This is a genomic window from Pantoea sp. MT58, assembly GCF_014495885.1.
GTDB classification, from domain to species: domain Bacteria; phylum Pseudomonadota; class Gammaproteobacteria; order Enterobacterales; family Enterobacteriaceae; genus Pantoea; species Pantoea eucalypti.
Window position 1 is genome coordinate 1,189,057 of sequence record NZ_CP061083.1, and the last position, 13,011, is coordinate 1,202,067.

The window sequence follows — 13,011 nt, forward strand, 5'->3', positions numbered from 1 at the left end:
AGAGTTGCAAAAGCTCACTCATTAATTTGTGTAAATTAATAGTGAATGTTATTCACCCCTCAAACAATCCTGATAATGGTGTGAATGATTTGTTTTTTTGATATATTTTCTGGCGCTGCAATTGAATAAAATAGCTTTCCTTCGGGATTTTTCTAAGAATTTCTATTGTAGATTGATGCGTTAGGTTACGGTGACACTTTCCAGTTACCATCGTTTTTAATGAATTTAAATTCAGCTACAGTTTGCTTCTCGCCCATCATGGGTAGTTTTATATCAGTATCCACTTTGCAAAGGTATTTCCCTTTTTCCTCTGACTCCTTACAGGAAACCTTATCAGCTTGGTTTAGAGTCGTGAGCATGTCTTTGCTATTCTCACCGAATCGCTGTCTGGTTTGTGCGCTCAATGTTGTCCTGCATAGCTTTCTGGATTTCGGAAGAGGAGGGTTTGCTGTCGCAGCCGGTAAGCAAAACTGCTAAAGACAGGGCTGCAACTGTTGAAAATCTATTCATTTTTAATTCCTTATATGATTTTGGTGCTCATTATTTTGCTATGGATTTGTTGAGGATCTGGTCGAAAATTTCACACCACTGCTTTAACTGCATTTCCTTATCGCGGATCCCGCGTTCATGGGGATGTCCTCATGTGGCTTATGAAGACATTACTAACATCGCGGCGTGTTTATCAACGGGGAGCAGGTCAAACCTCAGGATAAACACCGAGAGCAAGAATCTTTTGTTTGCTGCCAAAGCGATACTGAAAACGCCAGTATTTGGAACCGTGTGGGGGTAATAAAAAGATGCATACCATTACCGTCTGTCATTTTGACAGGCTTCGCAGCAGCCTTTGAATTCCTTACCTTTAACTCAGTGAGTGGCATAGTAAAAAATCTCCGGCTGATGGTATCTGCATTATCGAACCAAACATACTAACAATTATACCAACATAACACTGTGGATTTTGTGAGCCTGCTGGAGACGCAGGTAGACTATAGAATTGAATTAACTTACTGAATGGAATGGATAAAGTTGACGTTGAGAGACAGGCATATGGTGTCCCCTGCAAACACCAAATACGGTGCGCAGGGGGTTGATTCTGAATGGATATTTCGGATGTGATTTTTATTGTGCCCGCAGATGTGCCCACAAAGCGTCACGCGGCGGACTTCATTGGCTGCCCGCATGACTGTTTCCAGCATTTGTAATCTTTGTATTCCCAGCGAGATGACCGACCGTATTTTTTCGGCGGCGGCAGATTGCCTTTCTGGATTTGCTTGTAGAAGTACCGATCGGTGAAGCCAGAATCACTCACCATGAATTTCATGTCAACAAGGGAATCGTCACGTAATTCCATATCTACTCCTTATACGGCCAGTTCCAGACCAGCACGATGCAAATAAAAACGACGAGCCACAGGGTGAACTCGTCGGGGGAGATGTCGTGGATGGTGTTCATGCTGCAGGCTTCAGAAAGAGAATCCAGTGAGTTTTGTCACTCTTGCCGGTGCGTTGCCAGATTGTCGGCTTATGCTCGGTGAGGACGATGACCTTACCTACTGGAATCTGCGTTTCATTCCATTTGAAGATAAGAGTGCCGTGTGGCCGCAATACCCTGAATGCCTCAGCGAACCCAGCGCGAATATCGTCTGTCCACGTCTTCCTATCCAAAGCGCCATACTTCTTTTTCATCCATGCATTGTCGCCTACGCGCTCCAGATGAGGCGGATCAAACACCACTTGGGCAAAAGTGTTATCCGCGAAAGGAAGAGCGCGAAAGTCGGCAATGATGTCGGGGCTTATTTGCAGCGTGCGTCCATCACATAAAACATGTTGTTCTTCCCGGCGGTCGCTGAACAACGCGCGGTCATCCTGCTTATCCATCCAGAACATGCGCGAACCGCAGCACATGTCCAATATGCTTACTTCAGACATAACAACTCCTCACGCAGAGCGCGATAGTGAATAGGGTGGGTGGGGGTTACTCAATGCTGGAAAGGGCGTCTTCTATATCTGTATCACGAAGGTCTTCGAATGCTTTGCACGCCATTTGCCACATCAGCTGCTCTTGAGGGTGCGGAGATTCATAATATTTGAAGCCAGGACGGTGTCGATATCCGTGCATTTCGTAAAACTTTCCCGCCAGTTCGATTGCGGCTGATACTAATTCTTCGTCCGTCACTGTCTTATCTCCTTATCCACCTGCCGCACGTAATAGCTCAGCCATAGCTTTGCTGGAAACGTGTCAGGCGGCAGGGCGGTGATTAATTTGGCGTGTTTATCGAGAAGGGTGGTGATGATGCGGTCGTGTTCTTTCTTGGGTCTGCCGTCAATGGCTTTGATGATTTCGCTCCTGCACTTACGCGCTACGGCCCTTAGCACGTTCTCCGCTACCGGCGTCATGCCACCTTGCGATGCTGCTTAGCGCGCTCAATGCGCTGGAAATCCTCACAGCATTCAGGTGAACAGAAGCATCCTGCCTGCACCGCCTCTTCGCAGTAATAGCAGGCGCCGTTAAACTGCATCTCCGGATGCTTGCGGTTAGCCAGCGCGATATTGCGCTCCAGCTCCTCGAGCTCAGCGGCCTGGTCTAATTCGTCAGACATGTTCTACCTCCGAAATTTGGGCGTAAAAAAACCACCGCTAGGGTGGTTGGCGATTTAAATATTGCCCGGCTCAGGTATATCCACCGGATCGTCTAGGTCAAGATACCCCTGAATTCTCCGATACAGCGTACGCAGATCCTTATCAGTTTTAGCCATTCCAAGTTTAAGCACTACATACCCATGTTCAAATTCTCCATTTATGCCAGGTCTTAATTGGCGGATAAAGAATTGAATCAGTAGATCTATATCTTTTTTATCTAAACCAGAATTCTCTATGGCAAGGAAGGCATAATGACAAGCTGCTACAACCTCGTTGATACTCTCGATGTTTTCCTTAACATGTCCGTCTTCACCAAGGCATAAGTTGCACCTTTCCGCGAATCTGACAAGCTCATCCATTAATCTTGAAACTTCGCTTTGCCTCTCGGATCTTATTAAAGACATTTTTGAAATTTCAGTTGATTTCCTTGCTTGGTAAGTAGCATATGCAGCGAATACCGCTGATCCTAATCCCCCAATAGATGAAATCAGATTGATGTAGTCTCCATGGTGCCAGCTCAAATTTTATCCTCCCTTTGATAAACCGGGTCCGATCCCGTGAAAACTTCATCGACTCTTCGCGGTAGAACTTTAGTCGTGTGGACTTAAAAACCGCCTCAGTGGGCGGTTTTATGGGATTAGTGCGGTGACTATTCACCAAGACAGCGAGCCATCTCCTTCCTGTGCTCATCAATAATTTTTAAGGCAAGGGCGCTGTCGTGCTCATGCTTATCAACGCAATACTCAAATGGATTTTGAACGCCCATGCTAAGCAGATGCTCTGCATGTGCCTCTCTCAGCTTCCATTCGATGAACTCAGGCACTGAAATGCCTAGTGCATCTGATTGCTTGCCTGCATCCTTCCTGATTTGATCATAAAGAGGCAGATTATTTTGACGGAACTCATCTAAATCCATCTGCACGTAGTTTTTCATTTTCCTTCCTCCTTAAAATAAACCGGGTCCGTGCCGCGCGGGAACTGCAGAGCAACGTTCCTGTAATGCTGCAATCTTTCCCTGAAATACTCCCTCATTGCTTCAGGCTGCTGCATCTCCACTTCATGCGGGATAACAGGCTGATTCATACGCTCCTTGTATGCGACTCCTGACGCGGCTAAATCCACGTTAATCCTGTCGCGCTCTTCTCTGCTGCGTGCTGCTAAGTTGTGTGACATAGCGATGTCCTCCTGTGGGGAGTATATCGCTTATTGGGGCGGGGTGGGCTTGACGATTAGCTCTCGCGTTTTTACACCGTATTTTTTGCAGTCTTCATAATGCGACTTCGTCACTGATGACATGACTCCGTTGATTTCAGCCTCGTAAACAGCTGTTTCACTAAACGCCTTACGCAGCGCCAGTAGCTCCCGAGCCATTTCCACGCGCTCATCCCAGCTGACTTTGCAAATGGTATTGTCATCGCCCAGCTCTTCCAGCCTCTCATCACTAATCATTCCTGCACCTCATAGCCTGCTGCACGGATGGCGGCAATAACTTCATGCTGTGAATAGACCGGATACAGATCTGTCCCATCTACGCTTTTTTCATCATGGTGACGAGATATCTGCACATCCTCGTAAAAATCATCTGGCGCATTTCCTCCATAATGCCAGGTGAAATATGCTTGAGGATTTGGCAACTTAACCGGCTGCGCGGTCAGGGCGGCGAGTGCGATGCGAATTAACTCTTCGCTTTTTGTCCCGGCCATATAACTGCCGCTTTCATAGTTAGCTAAAACGCTTTCAGCAAATTCAATCAGCGCCTGCTTCTCTTCGTTTGTCATGATGGCTCTCCTGCGCGTTGTGATTCTTGTTCCCATGCTTTCTGCATGAACTCTTCGCTGAACTGCATATCAGGTGCCTGCTCAAAGGCGATATACGCTTCCTCCTGACAGTTTGTGCAGTAGCCGGAAACCTTACGGCAGCCGCAATTTTCGCAATGTGCACTCATTCTCTTACCCCTTATGCCGCTGTCAGGCTCAATGCCGCGGCGAAAATAGTTAGTCCTGCACCACAGCACCAAAGCGGCCGCGCAGCTCTGTCTGATAGTCATTCCAGACGACATCAGGTTTCGTCATAACGATGCGTGGCAGTTGCGGATAGAAGGCTGCTTGTCGTGCATATTCCTTCGTGGCGCGCTCCCTGCGCCGCGTCTCCAGTAATTCCGTTGTGCGCGATTCAATCCGGCACCGCTCACCGTACCGGGCGGCAATCTGCTGCTGTGCGTCCTGCATAGCCAGCCGATGCAAACGCTGTGATTGCGTTTCATCAGGGCGTGCAGAGTCCGCCGAAGGTTCGGTGAGGTTCATGGTCGGTGCCTTATTGGTAGGTGTTAGAAAGGGGTAAAGCCTGAGTCGTCTTGCTGAGGGTAGTTGCCGTAGTCGCCTGAATGCTGGCCGCCGCCTTTCTTGCGTTCATCTTTGTCTTTCAGGCCGGCAACCATTCGATCGACCGCCTCAGCATTTTTGCCTTCAGCCTTCTCCAGAAGCGTCTGTCTGGTTTGGACGATGAATGGAAGGCGAATCTCCAGCCCGTACGTATCCGAGCCGTCATTTTTGCTGCGGAGGACTTTCTGCAGTACCAGGCCGACTTTCTTGCCAGCAAACTCTGGTGCTACGAATGTCTTGGCGTCCTTCATCTGGTTAGTCAGTTGCTTGACCCCGGCGCAACCCATGATGGCGTGGATCATATTCACGCCGAAGGTATTGTCGCTGCCGTCCTTTTTGGAAACATAGACGCTGAGATACTGCACCTTGCGCCCGTCATCGGCCTCGCCAGAGAACTCAATGGCTTTTGCGCCGCCTTGCGAGGTTGTCAGGGCCGCCTCAGTAATTGTCAGGACGTATGCGCCAGACTCATTGATGAAGCCGCCCTGACCGGCGGTTAATGCTGCTTCGTGGTTGTAGGTGAAAATAACATTACTCATGCGGCTGATTCCTTCAGGTTGTGAACATTGGATAACCCCCAGTAGTCGCAGATGGTCGCATCCACGAAAGCCAGGTCATTGTCGATTTCGTTGGTTTCAAACATGCCCATCGGTGATTTGACCGTATCGGCACCGTTATTCTTGGTAGTGAAGAAGAATTGCTCATCGCGGGTGAGCGTGCGCAGAACGATGGTGAACATGCCTTCAACGGTAATTTTCTCGTCCAGCATCTTGCCGATCGTCTTCATCTTCACGCGGCCCATCTGCGTCTCTTCAGTGTGAGCCATGAAGTAAACGCGAAGGTCATCAGGAGCGTCCTGAGCAGCTTTGATGATGTCCCATGCGTGCCGGCCGATTTCGGTAAATTTATCGAAGGATTTCTCTTCGGAACGGCGCATGAATTCGTTACTCATCACGTACTGGAAATCGTCGATGATGACGATCCGCTTGCCGAGGTGGTGAGCCCACTTAATAACATTCACAATGGCATCTGACTTATCTGTCGCGACGACAGTACCTGTCTTTTTTTCCTTATCCCACGGCAGCCAATCCTTCGACTTAAATGGCAAAGGCTTGCCAACCGGTTTAATCAGCATCGTTATGGATGGGTCAATATTACGAAGGCTGGTCGATTTGCCCGTGCCTGACTCGCCGAGAATTAGTGTCGCTGTACCCATCAGTTAATCCCCATTTGCTCTGCCTGCTGCTCCGTACGGTAATCAGCCGCCGCATCCATTGCAGCTTGCTCGTATGTCATTGGCTCAGCTAAATCGCCAAGCATGCCGCGCATCAGTGCGACAAATTCATCTTCGTTATGCTGCATGGTTGTTGAACCTCTTATTCCAGTCATCGTCCTGACACGAGTGCCAGCCCAAAGAAATCACAGAGGCCCACTCATAGGCCTTGTGCATACCTTCCTTCGTGTCAGGAAATGCTTCTTCGTACAGCTTGTTGAAGTGGCTGCAACCTTGCTGAACCAGAACGGTTCCGTTCACTGGGATAATGGTCATAGCGAATTCACCTTCTGATTCAGATTGTCGATAAGGTTGCGCCAGCCAGTGCGGAGGCGGCGGGTAATGGTGTCGAGCAGTGATTCGTCTAGCTGAGCAGCGCCCACGATGGCGCCGCCCGCGATGGCATAGTTCATCGTGGGTTCCTTGGTGTTGGTGGGTATTAGTAAGTGATGCCGGTATGTGGGATTTTGTTGTCTTTCAGAGCAACCAGGACTTCGATGGCCTGCTCACGAGTAAGGCTGGTGTGTCCCAATAGCGCGGTGACAATCCCTGCGCCAATCGCTTTGCGATGCTTCTCGTTGGCTGCACGGGCGGCGGCTTCATCAGCAATGCGTTTCTCTTCAGCCAGGCGAGCGGCTTCGGCTTCACGGGCTTTGCGTTGCTCAGCCTCAATAGCTGCCTGCTTTTCATGCTCAGCTTTCTCGCGCGCTTCCTGTGCCTGTCGTTCAGCTCGCTCCTGTGCTGTTTTAGCGTCGGCCTCAGCCTTTTCCTTGGCAGCCTGCAGATCGGCTTCACGCTTAGCCGCTGCATCACGTTCACGCTGCGCTGCCTTTTCTGTTTCGATGCGGGCCTGTTCAGCAGCCTGACGGCGAATCTCTTCTTCGTGTGCGGCGCGCTGGCGCTCTGCTTCGGCTTTTGCTTCTGCAGCGTCACGGTCGAACTTGTCGTTCAGCAGCAGCGCCATTTCGTGATCGGATTCAATCTGCTTTTTAAGGGCTTCTGCAGCGGCTTGCTGCTCCGCTTCAATGCGCAGGCGCTCATCTTCAGCAGCCTTTTCTGCTGCGATGCGCTCCTGCTCCGCTTCCCACTCGGTAAGGGGGCGGCGCACTTCATCACGCAACGTGTCGCACTCAGTAACCCAACGGCGAAGCTCAGCCTCTACATCTTTAGGTAGCTCCTTCAGGCGCTTCAGGTAGTCGCGACCAGGCTTTTCGATAGCTACCTTGCTGCGCGATACCTGCGCCGCCAGTGATGCGACACGCGCCCGGCCTTTTGCGGTGCTCAGGTCAGGCACTTCGTTAACCTGCTGGCGAATCTGCTCAAGGTAAGCGTCGAGGCCGTTTGGTACATACAGTGCCGGAGCCTGTTCAGGTTTAATCTCCAGCACTGCTAAATTGGTGGTCTCAGTCATTTCCTTCTCCTGAATTTTGGGCAAAAAGAAGGGGTCATTGCGGCCCCGAGGGTTGAAACGTTCTGGTTATCTATCCTGCTGAAACCTCAGCGTTGGTGCGTAGCACCTCAAAGCCGTCTAAGCAGACAGTTTTACGGTGTCACTCAAACCACTGCGAAGCGAGGTAAGCCGCGCCAGCAATTTTGTGTTCGTGCTTTGGCTCGAAGCATGAAAGACACGCCTGGATATTCAGCATTGCCAGGTTCCAGTTGATGCCATCCTTTGCTTTCGGCCACTCACTCTTATTTAGGCCGCCGAAGAACCACTTGCTAACCAGCTGACTCCACTTGTTGGAATCTTTTTTAAACTCACTCGGTATTGATGAGTAGGCTGGAAGAATCTTCATTGCCTTTCCACCAAACGCGATATCGAGTTGAGTCACTTCAATTGGCTTTTGCATCTTCAACCTCCTGCTATAAACCCCAGCACCATCAGCACGCCAAACACAAACCAGCCAAATTCATAATCAGACGCGCTTAACATGGTGCCTCCAGATAAGAAAAAGGCTGCGGGTTAGGCAGCCTTAATGAATGGTGCAAACGCAACAGGCGCCTGCTTTGGTTTGAAATCTCTGATATCTTTCAGCACCTCCCTGAGCTCGCTCAGCTTCATGCCGCGGCGCTTTGCTTCAGCCCTGACTAAGTCGTTATCCAGCTTCAGATAAAGATGCTGCGCTTGTGACTTGGCATCGTTGAAGGCCGTCTTGCGGATGAATAGCTCATCCTCTTTGCAGCGCTTCTTTGATGCCAGATGGTCATCCAGCTCTTTGTGGAAGTTTCCGCGCTTATCCAGCGGGACATTAAGCATGCCGTGGTCAAGTGCCATATTGATCACCTCGCCGTTACGATGTCTTTTGAGTTGCGATAGCCAGCTGCAAAAATGGCTATCTCCGGTAAGCACTGTGATGTGCTCTCATGCCTGTCACGCAGAGAAGGGGAGGAGCAAGCCTTCTCGATGCGGGTGATGTGCTGTTGGCCTGCAACCTGCTCACGCTCAGCTGCACGTTTTGCCCTGCGGCGATTTCTGGAGTTATCAGAGGCCAGAATGGTCATTACGATTGTCATGTGTACCTCCGGTAATTGGCTTAGGTGATTGGATGACCGGTGCCTTCTCCGGCTTAGCTGGACTCAAACCAGCCTACGTTTTACGACATCCCGATGATCGGGGTAGGGTGTTAATTCACCAGCATCAAGCGGGTCTGGCCGTTAGCCTTTACGGCTATTCGCTTTCGATACGGCCGCCTGTGTTGCCCAGGTAGCTATTTCCCGTACGTGAACCTGTTGGCGCAGGTATTCATCCAATCCCAAAGCCAACTTCACTTTGGTTCCCCGCATTTCGGCGGAGATAAACCCCATCAATGTTAAAGAGCGACCCAACATCCTGTTGGTTACTGCGTCCTGCTGATGGGATTAACAATACTAGCGGTATTAATAAATAGCAATACCATGAGTATTAAAATAAATACCAAAAGTATTAATTATGTGATTTTAAAGGTGATTTATTTTTGCGAAGTGGGATCTGCAGGCACAAAAAAGCCCGCGTTACGCAGGCATGAATTGTGACAAGAAAGGAAAATCGTAGCGTCAGCTTCGGCTGACAGGCACACAATACAGCTTCAGGCGGTGATTAATAGTGAAGGAATAAACAATATTTTAGAGAAAGCACGATGTGTATTTTGGGTAAAAAAATACCTGCACCCGAGGCGGGTAGCAGGCATAAATCGCGGTGAAGATTATGAAACTCTTAAGTGGCTTCTAATGTTGTGAACATGATGCATGGCAAGCCAACCGTGCATCACATCACTTGGCGGTAGGAGCGCCAGCTTTCTCACAACAGGCTAAAGGGTAGGGCTTATCGCATAGATGACAAGCGTAAGCGGTAAAAAATTTCACTCTCAATTTGTCATGAAAAAAAGCCCGCAGAACGCGGGCAAATCGTTACATTGCATTCAAAGTAGAAGTACTTGAGCATCTCTGGTGCTCAATCAGATCATCGTCAATTACTGCAGAAACTTTAGCCATCAGGAGGCTTGATTGCGAGGTTTAGTAGGCACAAAAAAGCCCGCTCGGTGGCGGGCTTTAAATTATCGAAGAGTTACTCATCCTTGCTAGGCAGGTCAGACTCTTCTTTAAATTTATAGAATGGAACTTTTATCGGGATTATGCTCATGCGAGAACATGTACTTTGCAAATATTCGCGCCAATAAGGCCAAACGTTGTAACCTACATTTCTGGCTGCAAAAGCTTCAAGTTCATCTTTGCTAAGTTCTTTTTTTGCTTGGTATAAAGCTTCGAAACAAGCTTCAATTGTCAATACAACTTCATGCTCAGGTTCTTCATCATTTTTGGCCGTTACCACCCTAGACCCGACTCTGTAGTGGAAGCAGTAGAAAATCTTGGTTTGTTCTTCTTGTCCGGGAGAAACCATCTCTATAGCTTCAATTTTAATAATCGATCTAAAAGACTGCGTTTTCTTTGGTAAATCCCTGATATTTAAGTGATTATACCCGTCGGTAAATTCAGTGCTAGAACTTCTTAAAGCTATGTTTGCAATTGCTAAGTTATCAATTGCAGATTTGAGCAGTTTACTCATTATGCCACTTTCCTGACTCGCCAGTTTTTCTTCTCTGAGTAGTGCAAATCAACACTGGGCTGCATTGCTAAGCTAGGCGCTTCATTTGCTTCATCAGTGCGGTACTCTGTAGAGCTTTCTGTCCAGGTAGCAACTGAAGATTTAACTGTTATAGATTTTTCGACAATGAGCTGTTCTCCAGCCATTTGTTTGAGGAGATCAAAGGCTTCGGGCAGCGCGCTAGCAACTCGCATTAGCTTGTCCATTGCTTCGGACTGAATCACATCTTCGGATTCATACTTTGAAAATGCTTTAGAGCCGCCACCAAAAATCTTAGAGGCCTGTTGTTGAGTTATTCCCCAGATTTCATTGCGGATCGTGCGCAGTTGACAGCCGGTCAGTAACCTATCAACCTGCTTTTTAAACTCATTTGAAATGCGCTTATTCTCACGAAGGTCTAACGCAAGTGCTAACTCAGAAGCACAGCAGTCGCATACCGAGAAACGTAAGGGCAGTAGCTTCGTTTCACCCTTGTAGCTCACAGGCTGTTGTTCGTGACAAACTGTCAGGGTACCTTCCAAGCAAACAGGGCATCCATTTTTTGATTTCATTGTGCTGCTCCTATCTATTAATTAGATAGATGAAATGAAACTGTCATAACTACAGTCCCACCTTTGTTCAAAAAAAACTTAATGTAGTAATCGCAAGAAAGCTCTTTTCCTGCATTCTCGTTCCATTGGCAGTCTGTAACTACATAGGAATCGCATGCCGCCCAAACACCTTCTTTATTGCCTTCACACCACATTGAACCTTTAAAGCGTCCGGTCTTAACTGCCCTCGCAATCCAAATAGAAATCTGCTGTTCATCGAATGACATCTCTCTGACATCGCGTATACACTTCTTAGTCCAGGCAACGACCGTACATTTATCAATGATATCAACAATGTCAGGGTAGAGCGGACCTCCGCTGATTTCGCGTGAACCTGCCTCTTCTGGCGGGTCATCACAGTAACGGCTTAGAATCATACGTGTTACCATAATGGTAAGTCTAGCCTCAATTATAAAAAAATGTATGATTTTGAGACAATCCTGACTGGAATAACTCAATCTCAGATTAGGGACTTTATCGGCACAAGTTGGTTTTTTTTTAGTAAAAAATCTTATGTTTCAATTAGAGGAATTCTTTATCAGCCAGGTGATTAGTAAGGCTTGACTTGACCTTGATTGTTAAACCAATTTCATCTTGGTCTCAATCGCTACACCCAGTACCTTACAGTTACCGTTCACCGGCACCATAGGCCACTGAGGGTTCAGGCCTTTCAGATACTTCTGGCTGCCGTCAATGATGAGCTTCTTAAACGTAGCTTCGTTGTCGTCGGTCAGCTTTGCCACGACCAGGCTGCCATTCACCGCCTCACGGCCAGTATCGAACAGAACGTACGTTCCTGCTGGTATGCTCAACCCAATAGGAGCCGTCATCGAATCACCTTCTACCTGCAACCAGAAAGCATCTCCCTGCGTATGTGCGTCAGATTCAAGCCACATATCGACATCCTTTATCGTATAGGGTTCGCAGGCTTCATCCCATGAGCCAGCCTGAACCTTGCTTAGAACGGGGTAGCGCGCAGTGGGCTTGTAGTCCCGAGGGTTTGAAACGTTACCATCTGCAGCGGAAGCGTAGCTGCTGGCTTCTTTTGCCAGTGAGGGGCTAAAGTCCGCAATAGAGCATTGGAGCATCTTTGCAAAGACAGAAGCCACAGATATGTTGAGCGGGTTCCTTCCATTCAGGTAATGTCCGACGCCGCCCTGGGTAATGTCCAGAGCGTCAGCTATATGCTGCTGAGTTAATCCCAGCGATTTCTTCTTTGACTCATAGAGAGCTTTCAAACGCGTGGCGTCTGAGATCTGCTCTGTGGTCAGTTCACGTTTTTTTTCCATCCCCGGATTCTAATACCCAAGTTATTAAAAAATGAAATACCGCAAGTATTGATATATTTAATACTTGTAGTATTATTGATTCATCGGTAATCACTCGGAGGAAACCGATGAAAAAGGTAACTCTCGCTGATTACGTCACGGAGAACGGGCAAGCAAAGGCCGCCGACATCCTCGGTGTTCACCAGACGGCAATCAGTAAAGCAGTAAGGGTAGGCCGAAGGATCTTCATTATCACGCTGCCAGATGGGCGTGTAGTAGCTGAAGAGCATCGACCTTTCCCAAGTAGCAAAACTGCCGCTGCATAAGCGGCACCGCTCTTTAAAACTCTGACCCCGCTCCCACCGAAATGTCGGAGCAAAACCCAAGTGACTTGCTCACCGCAATGTCACGCAACTAATTGAACGAAAGGAATATTACATGATGGAACTTGCAACATATCGCAAAAAAGCGAGAGAGATTGAAAGTCAGTTACTGAACAAACTGGCTGAACGTGGACAGGGAGAATTAGCGAAGGTGCTCGGTCTGGATGACGCAGCTGTAAGCCGCATGAAACGACCATCAGGAAAGCAGCGTCACAGCTTCTTCCAGATGATGAGTCTGGCGCTGGCTTATCTGGATGTGGTTTCACCTGAGTCTGAAATGGCGCGCCGGTTGATGCGCATAGAGCAGCTACTGACCAAAGAAAAAGCCCCGAGCTGCGCGAACAGCTTCGAGGCTTGATAGATATTTGCGAACACAAATAACTGGAGAAAAGTATG

The 13,011-nt window shown here is 48.4% G+C and carries 27 protein-coding genes and 1 pseudogene; 2 read left to right on the forward strand and 26 right to left on the reverse strand.

Translation table 11 applies throughout. The features are described 5' to 3' along the window. Positions 1–185: 185 nt before the first annotated feature. The 26 genes and pseudogenes from IAI47_RS05665 to IAI47_RS05785 all read right to left on the reverse strand — a co-directional run bounded on the left by IAI47_RS05665 (position 186) and on the right by IAI47_RS05785 (position 12,253). Positions 186–404 (reverse strand): hypothetical protein, encoded by a 219-nt coding sequence (locus tag IAI47_RS05665; protein WP_050540853.1) that lies wholly within the window; start codon positions 402–404, stop codon positions 186–188. A 296-nt stretch (positions 405–700) separates the two neighbouring features. Continuing rightward, a pseudogene (locus IAI47_RS21975) lies at positions 701–878 on the reverse strand (Arm DNA-binding domain-containing protein); the annotation flags it as partial. A 272-nt stretch (positions 879–1,150) separates the two neighbouring features. After that, positions 1,151–1,351, reverse strand: coding sequence for an AlpA family transcriptional regulator (locus tag IAI47_RS05670; RefSeq protein WP_187961181.1), 201 nt, complete (start codon positions 1,349–1,351; stop codon positions 1,151–1,153). Between the two features lie 97 nt (positions 1,352–1,448). Then, complete coding sequence (locus IAI47_RS05675) at positions 1,449–1,928, reverse strand: class I SAM-dependent methyltransferase (RefSeq protein WP_187961182.1); 480 nt, start codon at positions 1,926–1,928, stop codon at positions 1,449–1,451. A gap of 46 nt (positions 1,929–1,974) precedes the next feature. Further along, positions 1,975–2,175: a hypothetical protein gene (locus IAI47_RS05680; RefSeq protein ID WP_187961183.1), complete on the reverse strand. Its 201-nt coding sequence runs from the start codon at positions 2,173–2,175 to the stop codon at positions 1,975–1,977. Then, a complete protein-coding gene (locus tag IAI47_RS05685) occupies positions 2,172–2,396 on the reverse strand; it encodes a hypothetical protein (protein WP_187961184.1) in 225 nt (74 codons plus the stop codon). Before IAI47_RS05685 ends, IAI47_RS05680 begins: the two co-directional genes overlap by 4 nt. Beyond that, entirely contained in the window at positions 2,393–2,599 is a 207-nt protein-coding gene (locus IAI47_RS05690; RefSeq protein WP_187961185.1) for a hypothetical protein, read from the reverse strand. The genes IAI47_RS05685 and IAI47_RS05690 overlap by 4 nt, the downstream gene beginning before the upstream one ends. A gap of 54 nt (positions 2,600–2,653) precedes the next feature. After that, positions 2,654–3,160: a hypothetical protein gene (locus tag IAI47_RS05695; protein WP_187961186.1), complete on the reverse strand. Its 507-nt coding sequence runs from the start codon at positions 3,158–3,160 to the stop codon at positions 2,654–2,656. A 128-nt stretch (positions 3,161–3,288) separates the two neighbouring features. After that, positions 3,289–3,573, reverse strand: coding sequence for a hypothetical protein (locus IAI47_RS05700; protein ID WP_187961187.1), 285 nt, complete (start codon positions 3,571–3,573; stop codon positions 3,289–3,291). Then, positions 3,570–3,812 (reverse strand): DNA polymerase III subunit theta, encoded by a 243-nt coding sequence (locus IAI47_RS05705; RefSeq protein WP_187961188.1) that lies wholly within the window; start codon positions 3,810–3,812, stop codon positions 3,570–3,572. The genes IAI47_RS05700 and IAI47_RS05705 overlap by 4 nt, the downstream gene beginning before the upstream one ends. 30 nt (positions 3,813–3,842) lie before the next feature. Next, complete coding sequence (locus IAI47_RS05710) at positions 3,843–4,088, reverse strand: hypothetical protein (RefSeq protein ID WP_187961189.1); 246 nt, start codon at positions 4,086–4,088, stop codon at positions 3,843–3,845. After that, positions 4,085–4,417, reverse strand: a complete 333-nt coding sequence (locus IAI47_RS05715; RefSeq protein ID WP_187961190.1) for a hypothetical protein — start codon at positions 4,415–4,417, stop codon at positions 4,085–4,087. Before IAI47_RS05715 ends, IAI47_RS05710 begins: the two co-directional genes overlap by 4 nt. Before the next feature lie 216 nt (positions 4,418–4,633). Next, positions 4,634–4,942 carry a hypothetical protein gene (locus IAI47_RS05720; protein WP_187961191.1) on the reverse strand — a complete coding sequence of 103 codons (309 nt, stop codon included), beginning with the start codon at positions 4,940–4,942 and terminating at the stop codon, positions 4,634–4,636. 23 nt (positions 4,943–4,965) lie between these two features. After that, on the reverse strand, positions 4,966–5,559 hold the full coding sequence (locus tag IAI47_RS05725; protein WP_187961192.1) for a DUF669 domain-containing protein: 594 nt from the start codon (positions 5,557–5,559) through the stop codon (positions 4,966–4,968). Beyond that, positions 5,556–6,236 (reverse strand): ATP-binding protein, encoded by a 681-nt coding sequence (locus IAI47_RS05730; RefSeq protein WP_187961193.1) that lies wholly within the window; start codon positions 6,234–6,236, stop codon positions 5,556–5,558. Before IAI47_RS05730 ends, IAI47_RS05725 begins: the two co-directional genes overlap by 4 nt. Further along, on the reverse strand, positions 6,236–6,382 hold the full coding sequence (locus tag IAI47_RS05735) for a hypothetical protein (protein ID WP_187961194.1): 147 nt from the start codon (positions 6,380–6,382) through the stop codon (positions 6,236–6,238). Before IAI47_RS05735 ends, IAI47_RS05730 begins: the two co-directional genes overlap by 1 nt. Continuing rightward, positions 6,372–6,569 carry a DUF5444 family protein gene (locus tag IAI47_RS05740; protein WP_187961195.1) on the reverse strand — a complete coding sequence of 66 codons (198 nt, stop codon included), beginning with the start codon at positions 6,567–6,569 and terminating at the stop codon, positions 6,372–6,374. The genes IAI47_RS05735 and IAI47_RS05740 overlap by 11 nt, the downstream gene beginning before the upstream one ends. Beyond that, on the reverse strand, positions 6,566–6,706 hold the full coding sequence (locus IAI47_RS05745) for a protease FtsH-inhibitory lysogeny factor CIII (protein ID WP_187961196.1): 141 nt from the start codon (positions 6,704–6,706) through the stop codon (positions 6,566–6,568). The genes IAI47_RS05740 and IAI47_RS05745 overlap by 4 nt, the downstream gene beginning before the upstream one ends. A gap of 26 nt (positions 6,707–6,732) precedes the next feature. Continuing rightward, on the reverse strand, positions 6,733–7,704 hold the full coding sequence (locus tag IAI47_RS05750) for a hypothetical protein (RefSeq protein WP_187961197.1): 972 nt from the start codon (positions 7,702–7,704) through the stop codon (positions 6,733–6,735). 139 nt (positions 7,705–7,843) lie between these two features. Beyond that, positions 7,844–8,143, reverse strand: a complete 300-nt coding sequence (locus IAI47_RS05755; RefSeq protein WP_187961198.1) for a hypothetical protein — start codon at positions 8,141–8,143, stop codon at positions 7,844–7,846. 113 nt (positions 8,144–8,256) lie between these two features. Next, a complete protein-coding gene (locus IAI47_RS05760; RefSeq protein ID WP_187961272.1) occupies positions 8,257–8,568 on the reverse strand; it encodes a hypothetical protein in 312 nt (103 codons plus the stop codon). A 5-nt stretch (positions 8,569–8,573) separates the two neighbouring features. Next, entirely contained in the window at positions 8,574–8,807 is a 234-nt protein-coding gene (locus IAI47_RS05765; protein ID WP_187961199.1) for a hypothetical protein, read from the reverse strand. Between the two features lie 1,030 nt (positions 8,808–9,837). Next, positions 9,838–10,335: a hypothetical protein gene (locus IAI47_RS05770; protein WP_187961200.1), complete on the reverse strand. Its 498-nt coding sequence runs from the start codon at positions 10,333–10,335 to the stop codon at positions 9,838–9,840. Next, positions 10,335–10,925 carry a type II toxin-antitoxin system MqsA family antitoxin gene (locus IAI47_RS05775; RefSeq protein WP_187961201.1) on the reverse strand — a complete coding sequence of 197 codons (591 nt, stop codon included), beginning with the start codon at positions 10,923–10,925 and terminating at the stop codon, positions 10,335–10,337. Before IAI47_RS05775 ends, IAI47_RS05770 begins: the two co-directional genes overlap by 1 nt. Positions 10,926–10,942: 17 nt before the next feature. Continuing rightward, complete coding sequence (locus IAI47_RS05780; RefSeq protein ID WP_187961202.1) at positions 10,943–11,341, reverse strand: hypothetical protein; 399 nt, start codon at positions 11,339–11,341, stop codon at positions 10,943–10,945. A gap of 201 nt (positions 11,342–11,542) precedes the next feature. Beyond that, positions 11,543–12,253: a LexA family transcriptional regulator gene (locus IAI47_RS05785; protein WP_187961203.1), complete on the reverse strand. Its 711-nt coding sequence runs from the start codon at positions 12,251–12,253 to the stop codon at positions 11,543–11,545. A gap of 107 nt (positions 12,254–12,360) precedes the next feature. Between IAI47_RS05785 and IAI47_RS05790 the strand changes: the two genes are divergently transcribed. Both IAI47_RS05790 and IAI47_RS05795 read left to right on the forward strand, forming a co-directional pair. Next, positions 12,361–12,558 carry a Cro/CI family transcriptional regulator gene (locus IAI47_RS05790; RefSeq protein ID WP_187961204.1) on the forward strand — a complete coding sequence of 66 codons (198 nt, stop codon included), beginning with the start codon at positions 12,361–12,363 and terminating at the stop codon, positions 12,556–12,558. A gap of 112 nt (positions 12,559–12,670) precedes the next feature. Beyond that, complete coding sequence (locus IAI47_RS05795) at positions 12,671–12,973, forward strand: CII family transcriptional regulator (protein ID WP_255527149.1); 303 nt, start codon at positions 12,671–12,673, stop codon at positions 12,971–12,973. The last annotated feature ends 38 nt before the right edge of the window (positions 12,974–13,011 follow it).

What these genes read in the sequence shown, in the direction of transcription:
- IAI47_RS05670 (WP_187961181.1), bottom strand. Translation starts at nt 1,351, where the DNA reads ATGGAATTACGTGACGATTCCCTTGTTGACATGAAATTCATGGTGAGT.
- IAI47_RS05675 (WP_187961182.1), bottom strand. Translation starts at nt 1,928, where the DNA reads ATGTCTGAAGTAAGCATATTGGACATGTGCTGCGGTTCGCGCATGTTC.
- IAI47_RS05685 (WP_187961184.1), bottom strand. Translation starts at nt 2,396, where the DNA reads ATGACGCCGGTAGCGGAGAACGTGCTAAGGGCCGTAGCGCGTAAGTGC.
- IAI47_RS05690 (WP_187961185.1), bottom strand. Translation starts at nt 2,599, where the DNA reads ATGTCTGACGAATTAGACCAGGCCGCTGAGCTCGAGGAGCTGGAGCGC.
- IAI47_RS05700 (WP_187961187.1), bottom strand. Translation starts at nt 3,573, where the DNA reads ATGAAAAACTACGTGCAGATGGATTTAGATGAGTTCCGTCAAAATAAT.
- IAI47_RS05705 (WP_187961188.1), bottom strand. Translation starts at nt 3,812, where the DNA reads ATGTCACACAACTTAGCAGCACGCAGCAGAGAAGAGCGCGACAGGATT.
- IAI47_RS05710 (WP_187961189.1), bottom strand. Translation starts at nt 4,088, where the DNA reads ATGATTAGTGATGAGAGGCTGGAAGAGCTGGGCGATGACAATACCATT.
- IAI47_RS05715 (WP_187961190.1), bottom strand. Translation starts at nt 4,417, where the DNA reads ATGACAAACGAAGAGAAGCAGGCGCTGATTGAATTTGCTGAAAGCGTT.
- IAI47_RS05720 (WP_187961191.1), bottom strand. Translation starts at nt 4,942, where the DNA reads ATGAACCTCACCGAACCTTCGGCGGACTCTGCACGCCCTGATGAAACG.
- IAI47_RS05725 (WP_187961192.1), bottom strand. Translation starts at nt 5,559, where the DNA reads ATGAGTAATGTTATTTTCACCTACAACCACGAAGCAGCATTAACCGCC.
- IAI47_RS05730 (WP_187961193.1), bottom strand. Translation starts at nt 6,236, where the DNA reads ATGGGTACAGCGACACTAATTCTCGGCGAGTCAGGCACGGGCAAATCG.
- IAI47_RS05735 (WP_187961194.1), bottom strand. Translation starts at nt 6,382, where the DNA reads ATGCAGCATAACGAAGATGAATTTGTCGCACTGATGCGCGGCATGCTT.
- IAI47_RS05740 (WP_187961195.1), bottom strand. Translation starts at nt 6,569, where the DNA reads ATGACCATTATCCCAGTGAACGGAACCGTTCTGGTTCAGCAAGGTTGC.
- IAI47_RS05745 (WP_187961196.1), bottom strand. Translation starts at nt 6,706, where the DNA reads ATGAACTATGCCATCGCGGGCGGCGCCATCGTGGGCGCTGCTCAGCTA.
- IAI47_RS05750 (WP_187961197.1), bottom strand. Translation starts at nt 7,704, where the DNA reads ATGACTGAGACCACCAATTTAGCAGTGCTGGAGATTAAACCTGAACAG.
- IAI47_RS05755 (WP_187961198.1), bottom strand. Translation starts at nt 8,143, where the DNA reads ATGCAAAAGCCAATTGAAGTGACTCAACTCGATATCGCGTTTGGTGGA.
- IAI47_RS05760 (WP_187961272.1), bottom strand. Translation starts at nt 8,568, where the DNA reads ATGGCACTTGACCACGGCATGCTTAATGTCCCGCTGGATAAGCGCGGA.
- IAI47_RS05765 (WP_187961199.1), bottom strand. Translation starts at nt 8,807, where the DNA reads ATGACAATCGTAATGACCATTCTGGCCTCTGATAACTCCAGAAATCGC.
- IAI47_RS05770 (WP_187961200.1), bottom strand. Translation starts at nt 10,335, where the DNA reads ATGAGTAAACTGCTCAAATCTGCAATTGATAACTTAGCAATTGCAAAC.
- IAI47_RS05775 (WP_187961201.1), bottom strand. Translation starts at nt 10,925, where the DNA reads ATGAAATCAAAAAATGGATGCCCTGTTTGCTTGGAAGGTACCCTGACA.
- IAI47_RS05780 (WP_187961202.1), bottom strand. Translation starts at nt 11,341, where the DNA reads ATGATTCTAAGCCGTTACTGTGATGACCCGCCAGAAGAGGCAGGTTCA.
- IAI47_RS05785 (WP_187961203.1), bottom strand. Translation starts at nt 12,253, where the DNA reads ATGGAAAAAAAACGTGAACTGACCACAGAGCAGATCTCAGACGCCACG.
- IAI47_RS05790 (WP_187961204.1), top strand. Translation starts at nt 12,361, where the DNA reads ATGAAAAAGGTAACTCTCGCTGATTACGTCACGGAGAACGGGCAAGCA.
- IAI47_RS05795 (WP_255527149.1), top strand. Translation starts at nt 12,671, where the DNA reads ATGATGGAACTTGCAACATATCGCAAAAAAGCGAGAGAGATTGAAAGT.